This is a genomic window from Pseudomonas sp. LAMO17WK12:I10, from assembly GCF_900215185.1.
In the GTDB taxonomy this organism is placed as follows: Bacteria; Pseudomonadota; Gammaproteobacteria; order Pseudomonadales; family Pseudomonadaceae; genus Aquipseudomonas; species Aquipseudomonas chlororaphis.
Genome location: NZ_OBDX01000032.1, coordinates 48,817 through 65,105, shown reverse-complemented (window position 1 = coordinate 65,105; position 16,289 = coordinate 48,817). Strand labels below are relative to the sequence as shown.

The following is a 16,289-nucleotide window of genomic DNA, read 5'->3' as shown; positions in this document are numbered from 1 at the left end:
CTCGGCAGCGGCTACAAGGCTCTGCGTTCTCTTGAACCCAAATCCGCCAATACCACTATCGGCAGCTTTTGCCTCACTGCCACAGTAACTACGCATTCGCGCCCTAGGATGGCCTGCATCTGCTTGATGAGGTCCGTCCATGAACCACCCGATCGCAACTGCCCTGAGCAACCCCGGCGCGCCGATGAAAGTGCGCGGCATGCAGAAACGCTTTGGCGCTTTCACCGCCCTGGATAACGTCTCCCTGGACGTGGCGGCCGGCGAGCTGGTGTGCCTGCTCGGCCCGTCGGGCTGCGGCAAGACCACCTTGCTGCGCTGCATCGCCGGCCTCGAGCGCCAGGACCGGGGCGAGTTGTACCTGGGCAGCCGCGACGTCTCGCACCTGGCGCCCCAGGCCCGGGACTACGGCATTCTGTTCCAATCCTATGCGCTGTTCCCCAACCTCAGCGTCGAAGCCAACATCGCCTATGGCCTGGCTGGCAGCGGCCGCGACGAAGTGCGCCAGCGCGTGGCGCAGATGCTGGAACTGGTGGGCCTGACCGGCAGCGAAAAGAAATACCCCGGCCAGCTGTCGGGCGGCCAGCAGCAGCGGGTGGCCTTGGCGCGCGCCCTGGCCCCGGCGCCTTCGTTGTTGTTGCTGGATGAACCGATGTCGGCGCTGGATGCGCGGGTGCGCGAGCACCTGTGCACCGAGCTGCGCCAGCTGCAGCGGCGCCTGGGCATCACCACCCTGATGGTCACCCACAACCAGGACGAGGCCATGTTGATGGCCGACCGCATCGCGGTGATGAACAACGGCAAGGTCGAGCAATACGCCACGCCGCAGGAAATCTACGATCGCCCGGCCACCCCGTTCGTCGCCGAATTCGTCGGCCAGGGCAACTGGCTGCCGTTCCGCCGCAGCAGCGACAGCCACGCCCAGGTCGGCGGGATGAATGTGCGGCTGGCGGCCGACTCCGGCAAGGCCGCCGCGGGCCGGTTGTTCTGCCGCCCGGAGGCGATCAGCGTCAACCCGCCGGTGCACGAGGAAAACCTGTTCCCGGCCAAGGTCCGGGAGATCACCTTCCTCGGCAACCGCTGCCGCATGAGTTTCGAACTCAACCAATTGCCCGGCCATCCGCTGCTGGCCGAGCTGGCCCCGGAAGCCATGCCGCGCCTCGGCGCCCAGGACATCTGGGTCGCCTTGCCACCGCGCAGCCTGCAGGTGTTTGCCTGAGATGGCCGTTGACCTGACCCTGCCGCTACCCGCAAAACGGGCGCGCCAGGCGGCCCGTGCGCAAATCGGCGACCGCCTCTTCGTGCTCGGCGGCAAGCTGGTCCTGCTGGTGTTGCTGGGCCTGGCGGTGTTGCTGCCGTTGCTGGCGATTTTCTGGCGCGGTTTCAGCGGCGAAGCCGGGCAGGGCGGCGGCCTGGTCGCCGCCCGTGAGCTGGTGACCAGCGCCAACTTCCACTGGCTGTTGGGCAACAGCCTGAAAGTCTCCCTCAGCGTCGCCGCCATCGTGGTGCCGCTGGCCTACCTGTTCGCCTATGCCCTGCAACGCACGCTGATTCCCGGCAAGGCGATCTGGCGCGGCCTGTCGTTGCTGCCGTTGATGGCGCCGTCGATGCTGCCGGGGATCGCCCTGGTCTATCTGTTCGGCAACCAGGGCCTGCTCCGTGGCCTACTCTCGGAGAATATCTACGGCTTCTGGGGCATCGTCCTCGGCGAAGTGATCTACACCTTTCCCCACGCTTTGATGATCCTGCTGTCGGCCCTGTCCCTGGCCGATGCGCGGCTGTTCGACGCCGCGTCGAGCATGGGCGCCAGCCCGGCCAAGGCCTTTCGCAGCATCACCTGGCCGGCCACCCGGCAGGCGGTGTTCGCCGCGTTCTGCCTGGTGTTCACCCTGACCATCACCGATTTCGGCGTGCCGGTGGTGGTCGGTGGCGACTATCAGGTGCTGGCACTGGAAGCCTACAAGGCGGTGGTCGGCCAGCAACAGTTCGGCCGTGGCGCCTTGATCGGCATGGTGCTGTTGCTGCCAGCGCTGTTCAGCTTCGGCGTCGATGCCTGGCTGCGCCGTCGCCATGGCGATTCCATGAGCGGCCGGGCCCAGGTGTTCCAGCCGGCGCCTTCCCGGCTGCGGGACGGTTGCTACCTGGCGATCGTGCTGCTGATCTGCGCGGCGCTGCTGCTGGTGTTCGGTATGGCGGTGTTCTCGTCGCTGGTGAAGTTCTGGCCCTATAACCTGTCGCTGTCGCTCAACCACTACCAGTTCAACGACACCGCCGGCGGCGGCTGGCTGGCCTACCGCAACAGCCTGACCATGGCACTGTGCACGGCGCTGATCGGCAGCGCGCTGATCTTCACCGGCGCCTACCTGATGGAGAAGACCCACGCCCAGCGCGGCCTCAACCTGGCGCTGCGCATGCTCAGCTTCGTGCCGATGGCGGTGCCGGGCCTGGTGCTGGGCCTGGGTTACGTCTTCTTCTTCAACCTCAGCGGCAACCCGCTGCATGTGTTCTACGGCAGCATGACCCTGCTGGTGGTGTGCACCATCGCCCACTACCTGACCACCGCGCAGATGACCGCCACCACCGCGCTGCGCCAGCTCGACGCCGAGTTCGAGGCCGCCGCGCTGTCGCTCAAGGCGCCGTTGTACCGCCATTACCTGCGGGTCACCGTGCCGATCTGCCTGCCGGCGCTGCTGGATATCCTGCGCTACCTGTTCGTCTCGGCCATGACCACTGTCTCGGCGGCGATCTTCCTCTACAGCCCCGACACCATCCTCGCGGCGGTGGCGGTGCTGAACATGGACGACGCCGGCAATGTCGGCGGCGCGGCCGCCATGTCGACCCTGATCCTCTTGACCTCGGCGGGCGTGTCGCTGCTCCTGGCCTGGGCTTCGCGCGGCTTGCTGCGCCGCTCCCAGGCCTGGCGGCAGACCGCGCCCGGTCACTGAATCTGCCCAACCCCCACTAACAAGCTCCCACTCCAGAAAGGAACCGCACCATGTTCAAGCCCCTGGCTGTTGCCGCTGCTGTCCTCACTGCCTTCAGCATGAACGCCTTTGCCGCGAAGACCGAACTGACGGTCTATACCGCCCTCGAAGCCGAACAGCTCAAGAGCTACAAGCAAGCCTTCGAAGCCGCCAACCCGGATGTGGAAATCAAATGGGTGCGCGATTCCACCGGGATCATCACCGCCAAGCTGCTGGCGGAAAAAGCCCGGCCGCAGGCGGACGCGGTGTGGGGCCTGGCCGCTTCCAGCCTGGCGATCCTCGATCAGCAGGGCATGCTGCAAAGCTATGCGCCGAAGGATTTGGGCAAGATCGGCGGCAACTACCGCGACGCCGCCAACCCGCCGGCCTGGGTCGGCATGGACGTCTGGGCCGCGACCATCTGCTTCAACACCGTCGAGGCCGAAAAACAGGGCCTGACCAAGCCGGTGAGCTGGCAGGACCTGACCAAGCCTGAGTACAAGGGCAAGATCGTCATGCCCAACCCGGCCTCGTCCGGCACCGGCTTCCTCGACGTCAGCGCCTGGTTGCAGACCTTCGGCGAGAAGCAGGGCTGGCAGTACATGGACGAGCTGCACCAGAACATCGGCCAGTACGTTCACTCCGGCTCCAAGCCGTGCAAGCTGGCGGCGGCCGGCGAATTCCCGATCGGCATCTCCTTCGAATACCCGGCCGTGCAGCTCAAGCGCCAGGGCGCGCCGCTGGACATCGTGCTGCCCAAGGAAGGCCTGGGCTGGGAAATCGAAGCCACCGCGGTGATCAAGGGCACCCCTCATGAAGAAGCGGCGAAGAAGCTCGCCGACTTCTCCGCCAGCCCCGCGGCCATGGAGCTGTACAAGGAAAACTTCGCCGTGCTGGCCCAGCCGGGGATCGCCAAGCCGCAGACCGAGCTGCCGGCCGACTACGAGCAGCGCCTGATCAAGAACGACTTCGCCTGGGCCTCGAAGAACCGCGACGAGATCCTCGCCGAGTGGCGCAAGCGTTATGACGGCAAGTCCGAGAAGGTCGCCGCCAAGTAATCGACAGCCCCTGTCGCGGGCCGCCTCGCTTCTATGGACGCTTCTGTAGGAGCGAGCCGGCGGCGATCCGACTTGCCCGCGATTTGACCTCGCCGAGGTCATCGTCCAAGGACCACACCCATGAGCAACCACAACGACCTGCTGATCGTCGGCGCCGGCATTCTCGGGCTGTCCCATGCCTATGCCGCGGCCAAGCGCGGTTTGCGGGTCAAGGTTTTCGAGCGCAGCGCCACGCCCCTGGGCGCGTCGGTGCGCAATTTCGGCCAGGCCCTGGTGACTGGCCAGCCGCCTGGGGTGATGCTCGACCTGGCCAAGGCCAGCCGCGGCATCTGGGGCGACTGGGCGCAATTGGCCGGCCTGCCGCTCAAGCGCAACGGCTCTTACCTGTTCGCCCGCACCGAGGCCGAAGAGCACTTGCTGCAGGCCTTCTGCGTTGGACGCGCGCAGGAACACGGCTACCGGGTCGAACTGCTGCGCGGCGCGGCGTTGAACGATCTGTACGGCGGCCGCTTCCGCCATCATCGCGCGGCGCTGCATGGCCTGGATGACCAGCAGCTGTATTCCCGCGAAGCCATGCCGATGCTGATCGACTACCTGCGCCGCGACCTGGGGGTAGAGTTTCATTTCTCCACCCTGGTGCGCGACATCGAGCCCGGCCAATTGCACAGCACCGCCGGCAGCTTTCGTGCGGGGCAGATCCTGGTCTGTTCCGGGCATGACTACCAGACCCTGCTGGCCGAGCCGATTGCCGCGCTGGCGCCGCAGGTCTGCCGCCTGCAAATGCTCCGCGCCCGGCCCGAGGTGCAGCTGGACCTGCAACATGCGCTGCTCACCGGCTTGAGCTGTGTGCATTACGGCGCCTTTGCCGACCTGCCCGAAGCGGCGGCAGTGCAGGCGCAGATCCTGCGGGATGCGCCGCACCTGCACGAAAACGGCATCCACCTGCTGATCAGCCCGACGCCCTATGGCGAGCTGATCATCGGCGACTCCCACCATTACGGCAGCGACCCCTCGCCGTTCAATGCCGAGCAGGTGGACACCTGGATTCTCGAACTGGCCGAACACACCCTGGGCTGCAAGGTGCAGGTGGTCGAGCGCTGGCAGGGTGTCTATGGCGCCCGCGGCCCGGGGCCGTTTTCGTTCCTGCGCCCGGCCGTCGGGGTCAGCGTGGCGCTGATGCACAGCGGCGTGGGCATGAGCGTCGGCCCGGCCATGGCCGAGGGCAATATCGCCCGCTTGCTGGAGGAAGCCTGATGCGGCCTGAGCAGCGGATCGCCGAGCTGTTCGGCCTTTACGAGCGCTTTGGCGACAGCGACTACATCGGCGAGCCGGTGTCGCAGATCGAGCACATGTCCCAGGCCGCGCAACTGGCCATGGCCGAGGGCTTCGACGACGAAGTGGTACTGGCGGCGTTCTTCCACGATATCGGGCATATCTGCGCGCAAGGTGTCGAGAGCATGGGCGGTTTCGGCGTGGCCGGCCATGAGCGGCTGGGCGCCGACTACCTGCGCCGCGCCGGTTTCAGCGAGCGCCTGGCGCGGCTGGTGGAGTACCACGTGCAGGCCAAGCGTTACCTGACCTGCAAGGAACCGGGCTACTACGAGCGGCTCAGCGAAGCCAGCCGGCGCACCCTGGAATACCAGGGCGGGGTGATGAGCGCCGAAGAGGCCCGAGCCTTCGAGCAGGACCCGCTATGCGCGGTCAGCCTGTGCCTGCGCCATTGGGACGAACAGGCCAAGGAGCTGCGGGTGCCGGTGATGGATTTGCAGGTGCTCAAGGACAAGGCGGCGCGTCTGCTGAACGCATGGATGACCTAATCCCCAACCACCAGCTTCTGCGCCAACACCTCGATCTGCTCCTGGCGCTCGGCCTGGCTCAGGCGCGGCGCCGGGTTCAGCGACGACCACTGCGGATGGGCGCGGGCCTTGCTCAGCGCCTCCGGCAACTTGCCCTCGCGCCAGCTCTGGTCCTGGGGCGTGGCCAGCTGGATGCTGCCCAGCGCCGCATGCCCACGCACATTCAACGCTTGCACCAGTTGCCGTTGGCGCAGGGCCAAGAGGCGCAGCACGCTGTCGTCCACAGTCAGTTCGCGCTGGCCCTTGAGCTTGCCCAGCAGGCGGCCGCCGTAGCTGCGAGCGGTTTGCAGCGCGCCGCCGGCAATCGCCCCGGCCAGGGCCGCCGCGCCCAGGGTCAGGCCGCCCACCAGCAGATCGACGCCAGCCCCGGCCGCCGCGCCGGCGGCGATCCCGCCACCGACCCGCACGCCCAGTTGCTTGAGGGTTTCCGGGTTGAACAGGTCATCGCCCCAGCGTCCGTCGAGCAGCGGCACATCGCTGGCGGCGGCATCCTGCGGGCGGAAGGCGTAGAGCTTGAGCAGCGCCTCGACACAGCGCTGTTCGCGCTGGCGCACGGCCTTGCGCAGCTCGCCGATGGCCTGTTGTTCCTGCTCGACCTCGCTGACCACGCTGCGCCGGCAGGCGGCGCAATCGATCAGCAGTTCGGCGATCAGCCGCGCGGCGCTTTGCTGGCGGGCCAGGCGCTGCGCCTGCTGGTCGGCGATCAGGCGTTCCAGCTGCGGCCGCGAGCTTTCCAGGAGCAACGCCAGGCTTTCATACAGCCGCCGCTCGCCGTCCTCCGGCGGCGCCACGCTGTCGAACCGTACCAGTGCATGCAGGCCCAGGCGGGCCAGGGCTTCACGCCAGTCCGGCTCGCGGTGGCTGGCGCTGCTGACGAAATTCAGCACCGGCAGCAACGGCTTGCCGCAGCTGGCGAGGACTTCCAGCTCGTCGCGGTACTTGGCCAGTACCGGCTCGCGAGCGTCGATCACATACAGCCCGGCGTCGGAGTCCAGCAACTGGCGCAGCACCTTGGCTTCCTGTTCGAAACGCTGGCGCGCCTCGCTGCCTTCGAGAAACCGCGCCAGGCGGGCCGGGCCGTCCAGGCGCTCGCCGGGGTGCTCCAGGCGTTCCAGGTAGTCGAGCAGGGCAATGGCGTCTTCCAGGCCGGGGGTGTCGTACAGGTCGAGCAGCGGTTCGCCGTCCACCGACAGCCGCGCGCCCTCGACATGGCGGGTGGTGCTGGGGCGATGGGAGACTTCGCCGAACCCCACGTCCCGGGTCAGGGTGCGCAGCAGGGAGGTCTTGCCGACGTTGGTGTGGCCGACCACCGCCAGCTTCAACGGTGGTTTGCGAGGATCAGTCATGCCCGGTCTCCAGCCAGTTCAGCGGTGCGCAATCGGCGAATGGCAGCTCCAGCTGTTGCAGCGCCACGTGCCAGTCGCTCAGGCGTTCGGCGTCCAGCGCTTCGCCGGGCGGCGCCTGCAACAGCCAGACCCGGGTGGCGGTGGCGCTGCGGGCCAGTTCGGCGATCAGCGCCAGGCTGCCACGGTCCGGCGAGCGCCGTGGATCGCAGGCGATGGCCAGGCGCGCCGGCGGAAAGCGGCTCATCTGTTCCAACAGCTTGTGCCGGGATTCGCGGCTGTCGAGGATGCCGGCGTCTTTCACCGTGGCCGGCAATTGCGGTGGCCAGGGGCGCTGGTCGTCCAGTTCGATGGCCACCAGCAGGGCGCCATCGCTGTCCTGCGCGCTGACGCCGCCTTCGACGCGGTGCAGCAGTTCGGGGGCGGCATCGTTGATCCCCAGGCGTTCGCTGCTGGGCATCAGCGCTTCGCGCAGTTGGCTGTAGCCGGGGAGGTTGAGGTCCAGTTGCAGGCGCGCCTGCCCGTGCTTCCAGCACCAGCGACAGAACAGCATCAACAGCAGGCGCGGCAGCACGCCGTAAATAATCAGCGAGGCCACCAGCCAGACGGCCCACATCTGGCGCACCAGTTCAGTGTTGTAAACATCCCGGGTGCTGGCGTGAATCATCTCTACGGTCGGTACCCCGAAACCTATGGCACGGGGTATGGCCGCGAGGGCGTTGGTGATCGCCACGAAGGCATCCGCGCCGAGCAGGGTGCTTTCCCAGTAGAACCCGTAACGCTTGGTGATCAGCAGCATCAGCAGGATCGCCACGGCGCTGAGCAGGGCCAGCAGCCACAAGCCGTTGACCAGGCTGCCAATGGCCCAGCGATTGAGTTTGCGCCGTTGCAGCAACAGCAGCAGGGCGGGCGCCAGCTGCGCGGCCTTGGCGTCGCGGGCGAGCTTGGCGCTGAGCCACAGCCACAGGCGGCCGAGGCTGGCGCCGTGTTCGCCGGCGAACAGCAGGCCCAGGGCCCAGCTCAGCAGCAGAAGCAGGTTGAGGCCGAGCAGGCTGCCCAGGGCCCAGAACACGTTGACCGGCGCCTGCCCGTTACCCAGGGCGGCGAAGGCCAGGCCGGCACCGCTGACCATGGCCAACACGGCCATCAGCAACAGCGCCAGGCGCGCGCCCTGGACCCAGTGGCGCAGGGCGGCGGCCAGGCCGTCGCGTTCGGCCAGCCACAGCCCGCGGTATTGGAGGCGGCTCGCCAGATCGCCGCCCGCGGTGCGCGCCAGACGATTGGCTTCCTGGTCTTCCAGGGCGCCGGCGTGTTCCTCGCGCAGGCGTACGGCTTCGGTGAGCCAGAGTTTTTGCAGTGGGGTCAGTGCTGTCACGCGTCATTCCGTTGCTCAAATGAGCGCTGAGCATAACCGCTGTCGCGCTGATCGGGGTACGTTGCGGGGCACCGAGCCTCTGGTATCCTCGCCGGCATGAAAAAATCTCTCCCTCTCAGCCTGATCGCGGCCCTCGGTGAAAACCGCGTGATCGGCGTCGACAACAGCATGCCCTGGCACTTGCCGGGGGATTTCAAATACTTCAAGGCCACCACCCTGGGCAAGCCGATCATCATGGGTCGCAAGACCTGGGATTCGCTGGGGCGTCCGCTGCCGGGGCGGCTGAATATCGTGGTCAGTCGCCAGGCCGACCTGCGGCTCGAAGGCGCCGAGGTGTACCCGTCGCTGGAAGCGGCGGTGGCGCGTGCCGAGGAGTGGGCGCTGGAACAGGGCGTTACCGAGCTGATGCTGATCGGCGGGGCGCAGCTGTATGCCCAGGGCCTGGAGCAGGCCGATCGCCTGTACCTGACGCGCGTGGCGCTGAGCCCGGAGGGCGATGCGTGGTTTCCGGAGTTCGATCAGCAGCAGTGGAAACTGGTGTCTGACATGTCGAACCCGGCGGAAGGCGACAAGCCGGCCTACAGCTTCGAAGTCTGGGAAAGGGTTTAACCCGTCGTAGCCCCGTTCCGGGCGTGAACCCGGAACGGGGCTGGAATCAGGCCTGCGCCAGCTCCGCATGCTCATCGGCATCGAGCTTTTCTTTATCGGTCTGCTGCATGATCTGGCTGGTGATCGCACCTGCGGTCATCGAACCGCTGACGTTCAGTGCGGTGCGGCCCATGTCGATCAGCGGCTCCACGGAAATCAGCAGCGCCACCAGGGACACCGGCAAGCCCATGGCCGGCAGCACGATCAGCGCGGCGAACGTCGCACCACCGCCGACCCCGGCCACCCCGGCCGAACTCAAGGTCACTATCGCCACCAGGGTCGCGATCCACAGCGGGTCCAGCGGGTCGATGCCCACGGTCGGGGCCACCATGACCGCCAGCATGGCCGGGTACAGGCCGGCGCAGCCGTTCTGGCCGATGGTCGCGCCGAACGAGGCGGCGAAGCTGGCGATGGACTGCGGAATGCCCAGGCGGCTGGTCTGCGCCTCGATGCTCAGCGGAATGCTCGCGGCGCTGGAGCGGCTGGTGAAGGCGAAGGTCAGCACCGGCCAGACTTTGCGGAAGAAGCGCAGTGGGTTGATCCCGGCCAGCGAAACGAGCAGGCCGTGGACCACGAACATCAGGCCCAGGCCGATGTACGACACCACCACGAAACTGCCGAGCTTGATGATGTCCTGCAGGTTGGAGCTGGCGACCACCTTGGTCATCAGCGCCAGCACGCCGTAAGGGGTCAGCTTCATCACCAGGCGTACCAGGCGGGTGACCCAGGCTTGCAGGGTGTCGATGGCGTTGACCACTTTCTGGCCCTTGTCGGCGTCGTCCTTGAGCAGTTGCAGGGCGGCGACGCCGAGGAAGGCGGCGAAGATCACCACGCTGATGATCGAGGTCGGCTTGGCCCGGGCCAGGTCGGCGAAGGGGTTCTGCGGAATGAACGACAGCAGCAGTTGCGGGATATTCAGGTCGGCGACCTTGCCCGCGTAATCGCTCTGGATCACCTGCAGGCGGGCCATTTCCTGGGTCCCGGCCACCAGCCCTTCGGCGGTCAGGCCGAACAGGTTGGTCAGGGCGATGCCGATCAGCGCGGCGATGGCGGTGGTGAACAGCAGGGTGCCGATGGTCAGGAAGCTGATCCTGCCCAGGGACGAGGCGTTGTGCAGGCGCGCCACGGCACTGAGGATCGAGGCGAACACCAGCGGGATCACGATCATCTGCAGCAATTGCACATAACCGTTGCCCACCAGGTCGAACCAACCGATGGAGGTTTTCAGGACGGGATTGCCGGCCCCGTAGATGCTGTGCAGGGCAACACCGAAAACCACGCCCAGCACCAGTGCCAGCAGGACCTTCTTGGCCAGGCTCCAGGTGGTGTGACGGGTTTGTGCCAGGCCCAGCAGCAAGGCGAGGAACACCAGCAGGTTGAGGATCAGCGGCAGGTTCATTAAGGCTCCGATAAGACTTGTGCCAATCGCTTGTGGCTGCGATTGCGAACCGGCAAGCCTAACAGCTTGATATCTAATGAATTAATATCAAAAACGCATTGGGACTGTCGTTTTTGGAATAAGCCGCTGACGCTCAGGCACATGCCGGTGACGGGATCAGGACGCGGGCGGTCGCCCACAGGCGAGAATTGTCACACCGATTTGTTAGCGTCGATCTCTTTAAATCAGGGAGAAAACGCCGATGAAACTCGCTCCGAAATTTCTGGTTGCCGCACTCTGCCTGGGCCTTGCCGGCCAGGTTCTCGCCACCGACTTGCAGCACTGGCCCGCGGACCAGGCCAGGCAACTGGACGCGATGATCGCGGCCAACGCGAACAAGGGTAACTACGCGGTGTTCGACATGGACAACACCAGTTACCGCTACGACCTGGAAGAGTCGCTGCTGCCGTTCATGGAGAACAAGGGCCTGATCACCCGCGAGACCCTCGACCCCTCCCTGAAGCTGATGCCGTTCAAGGACACCGCCGAGCACAAGGAAAGCCTGTTCAGCTATTACTACCGCCTTTGTGAAATCGACGATATGGTTTGCTACCCCTGGGTGGCGCAGGTGTTCTCCGGCTTCACCCTCAAGGAACTCAAGGGCTATGTCGACGAATTGATGGCCTCGGGCAAGCCGGTGCCGGCCACCTATTTCGAAGGCGACGTGGTCAAGAACACCGAGATCAATCCGCCGAAAATCTTCACCGGCCAGAAAGAGCTGTACAACAAACTGATGGAGAACGGCATCGAGGTCTACGTGATGACCGCCGCCTCCGAGGAACTGGTGCGCATGGTCGCGTCCGATCCGAAGTACGGCTATAACGTCAAGCCGCAGAACGTCATCGGCGTGACCACCCTGCTCAAGGACCGCAAGACCGGCGAGCTGACCACCGCGCGCAAGCAGATCACCGCAGGCAAGTATGACGAGAAGGCCAACCTCGGCCTGGAACTGACCCCTTACCTGTGGACCCCGGCGACCTGGATGGCCGGCAAGCACGCGGCGATCCTGACCTACATCGACGAGTGGAAAAAACCGGTGCTGGTGGGCGGCGACACCCCGACCAGCGATGGCTACATGCTGTTCCACGGTGTCGACGTGGCCAAGGGCGGCATCCACCTGTGGATCAACCGCAAGGACAAGTACATGGCCCAGATCAACGGCATGATGGCCAAGCACGCCGCGGCCCAGGCCAAGGAAGGGCTGCCGGTGACGGCGGACAAGAACTGGGTGATCGTCAAGCCGGAGGACATCCAGTAACCGCGGGTTGAGCCCATCGCGGGCAAGTCTCGCAGAGGCCGATCTCCAGACAAAAAAATGCCCCGCACTTGGCGGGGCATTTTCATTCAGCGGCTGGCAATCACAGACCGTCGAGCATCGCCTTGTTGCGCACCGCGCCCTTGTCGGCGCTGGTGGCCAGCAGGGCATAGGCTTTCAGGGCGGTGGTCACCTTGCGTGGGCGTTTTTCCACCGGTTTCCAGCCTTTCTTGTCCTGCTCGACGCGGCGCGTGGCCAGTTCTTCGTCGCTGACCAACAGATTGATCGAGCGGTTCGGAATGTCGATCAGCACCTTGTCGCCGTCCTGAACCAGGCCGATGGCGCCGCCAGCCGCTGCCTCTGGCGAAGCGTGGCCGATGGACAGGCCCGAAGTACCGCCGGAGAAGCGGCCGTCGGTCAGCAGGGCGCAGGCTTTGCCCAGGCCCTTGGACTTCAGATAAGACGTCGGGTACAGCATTTCCTGCATGCCCGGGCCGCCTTTCGGACCTTCGTAGCGAATGATGACGATGTCGCCTTCCTTCACTTCGTCGGCGAGGATGCCGCGCACCGCGCTGTCCTGGCTTTCGAAGATCTTCGCGTTGCCTTCGAAGACGTGGATCGACTCATCGACGCCGGCGGTCTTCACCACGCAGCCGTCCAGGGCGATGTTGCCGTACAGCACGGCCAGGCCGCCTTCTTTCGAGTAGGCGTGCTCGACGCTGCGGATGCAGCCGTTTTCACGGTCGTCGTCGAGGCTCGGCCAGCGGGTCGACTGGCTGAATGCGGTCTGGGTCGGGATGCCGGCCGGGCCTGCCTTGAAGAAGTGGTGCACCGCTTCGTCGTTGGTCTGGGTGATGTCCCACTTGGCGATGGCTTCTTCCATGCTGCGGCTGTGCACGGTCGGCAGGTCGGTGTGCAGCAGGCCGCCGCGCGCCAGGGAGCCGAGGATGCTGAAGATGCCACCGGCGCGGTGCACGTCTTCCATGTGGTACTTCTGGATGTTCGGCGCCACCTTGCACAGTTGCGGCACGCTGCGGGACAGGCGGTCGATGTCGCGCAGGTCGAAATCGATCTCGGCTTCCTGGGCGGCGGCCAGCAGGTGCAGGATGGTGTTGGTCGAACCGCCCATGGCGATGTCGAGCATCATGGCGTTCTCGAACGCCTTGAAGTTGGCGATGTTGCGCGGCAGCACCGACTCGTCGTTCTCGCCGTAGTAGCGCTTGCACAGCTCGACGATGGTACGGCCGGCCTGCAGGAACAGCTGTTCGCGGTCGCTGTGGGTGGCCAGGGTCGAACCGTTGCCCGGCAGGGCCAGGCCCAGGGCTTCGGTCAGGCAGTTCATCGAGTTGGCGGTGAACATGCCGGAGCAGGAACCGCAGGTCGGGCAGGCGCTGCGCTCGTACTCGGCAACCTTCTCGTCAGAAGCGCTGGAGTCGGCGGCGATCACCATGGCGTCGACCAGGTCGAGGCCGTGGGCGGCGAGCTTGGTCTTGCCGGCTTCCATCGGGCCGCCGGAAACGAAGATCACCGGGATGTTCAGGCGCAGGGCGGCCATCAGCATGCCGGGGGTGATCTTGTCGCAGTTGGAGATGCAGACGATGGCATCGGCGCAGTGGGCGTTGACCATGTACTCCACGGAGTCGGCGATGATCTCGCGGCTCGGCAGCGAATACAGCATGCCGTCGTGGCCCATGGCGATGCCGTCATCCACGGCGATGGTGTTGAATTCCTTGGCCACGCCGCCGGCGCGTTCGATTTCGCGGGCGACCAGCTGGCCCAGGTCCTTGAGGTGCACGTGGCCCGGGACGAACTGGGTGAAGGAGTTGGCAATGGCGATGATCGGCTTCTTGAAGTCGTCATCTTTCATCCCCGTGGCGCGCCACAGTGCGCGGGCGCCGGCCATGTTGCGGCCGTGGGTGGATGTTTTCGAGCGGTAATCAGGCATGGAGCACTCCGGGCGGCTAATCAGGTAACAAATGGGGAGTGAGCTTCTATTGACCCCTGGAACACTCAGAAATGGCCGTGTGTCCTGAAGCTGCCGATGACGCCGCGGGATCGCCGCGCGCCTCAGCCTGAGCTCATAAACCCGCCGGGGGATGACTGGCGATGAATCTCGCGATTCTACACCGCTGGCGCCAGGAAGGAATGCCGTGGCCGCTCTACGGCGTCGAATGCCTGGATATGGAAATGGGCAGCCGGCGATCAGGGACTGGTTTAGACTCGCCGGCCTTCGATCACCTTCCAATGGAGCTGGAATGTCCGCGACGCTGCGATCCCTGAGGTTCTACCTTGTCATCGGCCTGGCGCAGGGCCTGCTGCTGATGTGGACCGTCCTCTACAGCGGCGGGTCCGGTGTCGCCATGGCCGCGCTGGCGGCTGCCCTGTTGGTGGGTGGCGGGCTGTTGCAGCTGCTGGCCGAGCAGCGACGTCAGCCGCGGATCTGGATCGCGATGCTGCTGGTGGCACTGGGTGCGGCGGGGCTGGTGTGGGTCTGCCGTGGCCTGCCCTTCACCCTTGGCGTGGGGGTGGGTGTGATGGCCGGCCTGCTGCTGATGATCCTGCTCGGTGCCACGCTGTTGCAAGGGCGTGCTGACCTGTGGCGACGGCTGCTTGGGAATGGCGCCTGGGTGCTGCTGGCTTTGCCAATGCCCTGGCTGGTGCAGTGGCTGTTCAAGCTATGGATTCAGCACCGCCACCTCGACCCCTTCAAGAGCGGGTTGCTGTCCCTGGCGTTCTTCGCCGCGCCGACCCTCGCGTTCTCCGGCGCCATGTTCCTCGGTTCTTTATGGCGCGCGCGCCGTCGGGCACAGGTCGCTTGAGCGCTGAGCCTTGGGTGAGGAGGGGGTGGGAGCAATCGGTTTGGGCACCCCTTGCCGCATGGGGCAAGGGGCGTCCGGTCAGGCTCAGCTGTTAGGCAGCAGGCGGCAGGTGATGCTCTTGATGTAGCGGGTTTCCGGGATGGCCGGGTGTACCGGATGGTCCGGACCCTGGCCGCCGCGCTCCAGCAGCTGGATATTGCGGTCCAGGTGGCGGGCGCTGGTGAGCAGGATGTTCTGCAGGTCGTCTTCGGGCAGGTGCATCGAGCACGAAGCGCTGACCAGGATGCCGTCCTTGCTGAGCAGGCGCATGGCCTGTTCGTTCAGGCGGCGGTAGGCGCCTTCGCCGTTCTTCAGGTCCTTCTTGCGTTTGATGAAGGCCGGCGGGTCGGCGACGATCACGTCGAAACGTTCTTCGGCGGCCTTGAGTTCTTTCAGGGCTTCGAACACGTCGCCTTCGATGCAGGTGACTTTCTCGGCGATGCCGTTGAGCGCGGCGTTGCGCTCGACACCGTCAAGGGCGAAACCCGAGGCATCGACGCAGAACACTTCGCTGGCACCGAAGGCGCCGGCCTGCACGCCCCAGCCGCCGATGTAGCTGAACAGGTCCAGCACGCGCTTGCCCTTGGCGTAAGGCGCCAGGCGGGCGCGATTCATGCGGTGGTCGTAGAACCAGCCGGTCTTCTGGCCTTCCATCACCGGGGCCTCGAACTTCACGCCGTTCTCTTCCAGGGCGACCCACTCCGGCACCAGGCCGAACACGGTTTCCACGTAGCGGTTGAGGCCTTCGGCGTCGCGCGCGGCGGAGTCGTTCTTGAACAGGATGCCGCTTGGCTTGAGGACCTGGACCAGGGCGGCGATCACGTCGTCCTTGTGCTGTTCCATGGTCGCCGAAGCCAGCTGCACGACGAGGATGTCGCCGAAACGGTCAACCACCAGGCCCGGCAGCAGGTCGGAGTCGCCGTACACCAGGCGGTAGAACGGCTTGTCGAACAGACGCTCGCGCAGCGACAGGGCCACGTTCAGGCGGTGCACCAGCAACGACTTGTCCAGCGCCAGCTTGGCGTCGCGCGACAGCAGGCGGGCGCAGATCAGGTTGTTCGGGCTCATGGCGACGACGCCCAGCGGCTTGCCGCCGGCGGCTTCCAGTACTGCCTGGTCGCCTGCCTTGAAGCCGTGGAGTGGGGTGGCGGCTACATCGATTTCGTTGCTGTAGACCCACAGGTGGCCGGCGCGCAGGCGGCGATCGGCGTTGGCTTTGAGGCGCAGGCTTGGCAGGGACATGACGTCGCTCCGGAAAAAAGAGCGGGAGTATAACGTGTTGCGCTCGCCGAGAGGCTGGCGAGTGGATATGCGGTGACAGGGCAAACCCGCTGTGGATATCCCGCGCCTGGCCCGGCATTGCCCCGAGGCGCCCGTTGTAAAGTTCCTTCCGGCTGGCCATGGGCGCCATCTAAAGGGTTAGAATCGCCGCCTAGCCCAGAGTGCGTACCTATGTCCCAAGCGATGTCCCAAGAGCTTTCCGCCGAACAGATTCAAC

Annotated in this window: 13 protein-coding genes; 8 read left to right on the top strand and 5 right to left on the bottom strand. The window is 65.8% G+C overall.

The genetic code is table 11. The features are described from left to right. Positions 1-139: 139 nt before the first annotated feature. The 5 genes from CRO75_RS27040 to CRO75_RS27020 all read left to right on the top strand — a co-directional run bounded on the left by CRO75_RS27040 (position 140) and on the right by CRO75_RS27020 (position 5,835). Positions 140-1,216 (top strand): putative 2-aminoethylphosphonate ABC transporter ATP-binding protein, encoded by a 1,077-nt coding sequence (locus tag CRO75_RS27040; RefSeq protein ID WP_097139359.1) that lies wholly within the window; start codon positions 140-142, stop codon positions 1,214-1,216. Position 1,217: 1 nt separating this feature from the next. Next, on the top strand, positions 1,218-2,942 hold the full coding sequence (locus CRO75_RS27035) for a putative 2-aminoethylphosphonate ABC transporter permease subunit (protein WP_097139357.1): 1,725 nt from the start codon (positions 1,218-1,220) through the stop codon (positions 2,940-2,942). 50 nt (positions 2,943-2,992) lie between these two features. Continuing rightward, positions 2,993-4,018, top strand: coding sequence for a putative 2-aminoethylphosphonate ABC transporter substrate-binding protein (locus CRO75_RS27030; RefSeq protein ID WP_097139355.1), 1,026 nt, complete (start codon positions 2,993-2,995; stop codon positions 4,016-4,018). Positions 4,019-4,138: 120 nt separating this feature from the next. Continuing rightward, positions 4,139-5,272: a TIGR03364 family FAD-dependent oxidoreductase gene (locus CRO75_RS27025; protein ID WP_097139353.1), complete on the top strand. Its 1,134-nt coding sequence runs from the start codon at positions 4,139-4,141 to the stop codon at positions 5,270-5,272. Continuing rightward, positions 5,272-5,835, top strand: a complete 564-nt coding sequence (locus CRO75_RS27020) for a phosphonate degradation HD-domain oxygenase (RefSeq protein ID WP_097139351.1) — start codon at positions 5,272-5,274, stop codon at positions 5,833-5,835. Before CRO75_RS27025 ends, CRO75_RS27020 begins: the two co-directional genes overlap by 1 nt. On the opposite strand, the gene CRO75_RS27015 is transcribed toward CRO75_RS27020, so the two are convergent. Together CRO75_RS27015 and CRO75_RS27010 are read right to left on the bottom strand one after the other, a co-directional pair. Further along, positions 5,832-7,220, bottom strand: coding sequence for a GTPase/DUF3482 domain-containing protein (locus tag CRO75_RS27015; RefSeq protein WP_097139349.1), 1,389 nt, complete (start codon positions 7,218-7,220; stop codon positions 5,832-5,834). The two genes, CRO75_RS27020 and CRO75_RS27015, sit on opposite strands and share 4 nt — an antisense overlap. Further along, the gene (locus CRO75_RS27010; protein WP_097139347.1) at positions 7,213-8,592 is read right to left on the bottom strand and encodes a DUF2868 domain-containing protein; all 1,380 of its coding nucleotides are present in this window, start codon (positions 8,590-8,592) and stop codon (positions 7,213-7,215) included. Before CRO75_RS27010 ends, CRO75_RS27015 begins: the two co-directional genes overlap by 8 nt. Positions 8,593-8,688: 96 nt before the next feature. Between CRO75_RS27010 and CRO75_RS27005 the strand changes: the two genes are divergently transcribed. Next, positions 8,689-9,201, top strand: a complete 513-nt coding sequence (locus tag CRO75_RS27005; RefSeq protein ID WP_092419363.1) for a dihydrofolate reductase — start codon at positions 8,689-8,691, stop codon at positions 9,199-9,201. Positions 9,202-9,247: 46 nt separating this feature from the next. Here the strand turns inward: CRO75_RS27005 and CRO75_RS27000 are convergent, their stop codons facing one another. Further along, a complete protein-coding gene (locus CRO75_RS27000; RefSeq protein ID WP_097139345.1) occupies positions 9,248-10,639 on the bottom strand; it encodes an L-cystine transporter in 1,392 nt (463 codons plus the stop codon). Positions 10,640-10,880: 241 nt separating this feature from the next. On the opposite strand from CRO75_RS27000, the gene CRO75_RS26995 reads away from it, so the two are divergent. Next, the gene (locus CRO75_RS26995) at positions 10,881-11,936 is read left to right on the top strand and encodes a phosphorylcholine phosphatase (protein ID WP_097139343.1); all 1,056 of its coding nucleotides are present in this window, start codon (positions 10,881-10,883) and stop codon (positions 11,934-11,936) included. Positions 11,937-12,036: 100 nt separating this feature from the next. Here CRO75_RS26995 and ilvD read toward each other — a convergent pair whose 3' ends face one another. Then, positions 12,037-13,878 (bottom strand): dihydroxy-acid dehydratase, encoded by a 1,842-nt coding sequence (ilvD, locus tag CRO75_RS26990; RefSeq protein ID WP_097139341.1) that lies wholly within the window; start codon positions 13,876-13,878, stop codon positions 12,037-12,039. Between the two features lie 310 nt (positions 13,879-14,188). On the opposite strand from ilvD, the gene CRO75_RS26985 reads away from it, so the two are divergent. After that, positions 14,189-14,752 (top strand): hypothetical protein, encoded by a 564-nt coding sequence (locus CRO75_RS26985; RefSeq protein WP_097139339.1) that lies wholly within the window; start codon positions 14,189-14,191, stop codon positions 14,750-14,752. Between the two features lie 84 nt (positions 14,753-14,836). Here the strand turns inward: CRO75_RS26985 and CRO75_RS26980 are convergent, their stop codons facing one another. Next, positions 14,837-16,033 (bottom strand): class I SAM-dependent rRNA methyltransferase, encoded by a 1,197-nt coding sequence (locus CRO75_RS26980; RefSeq protein WP_007921262.1) that lies wholly within the window; start codon positions 16,031-16,033, stop codon positions 14,837-14,839. Between the last annotated feature and the right edge of the window lie 256 nt (positions 16,034-16,289).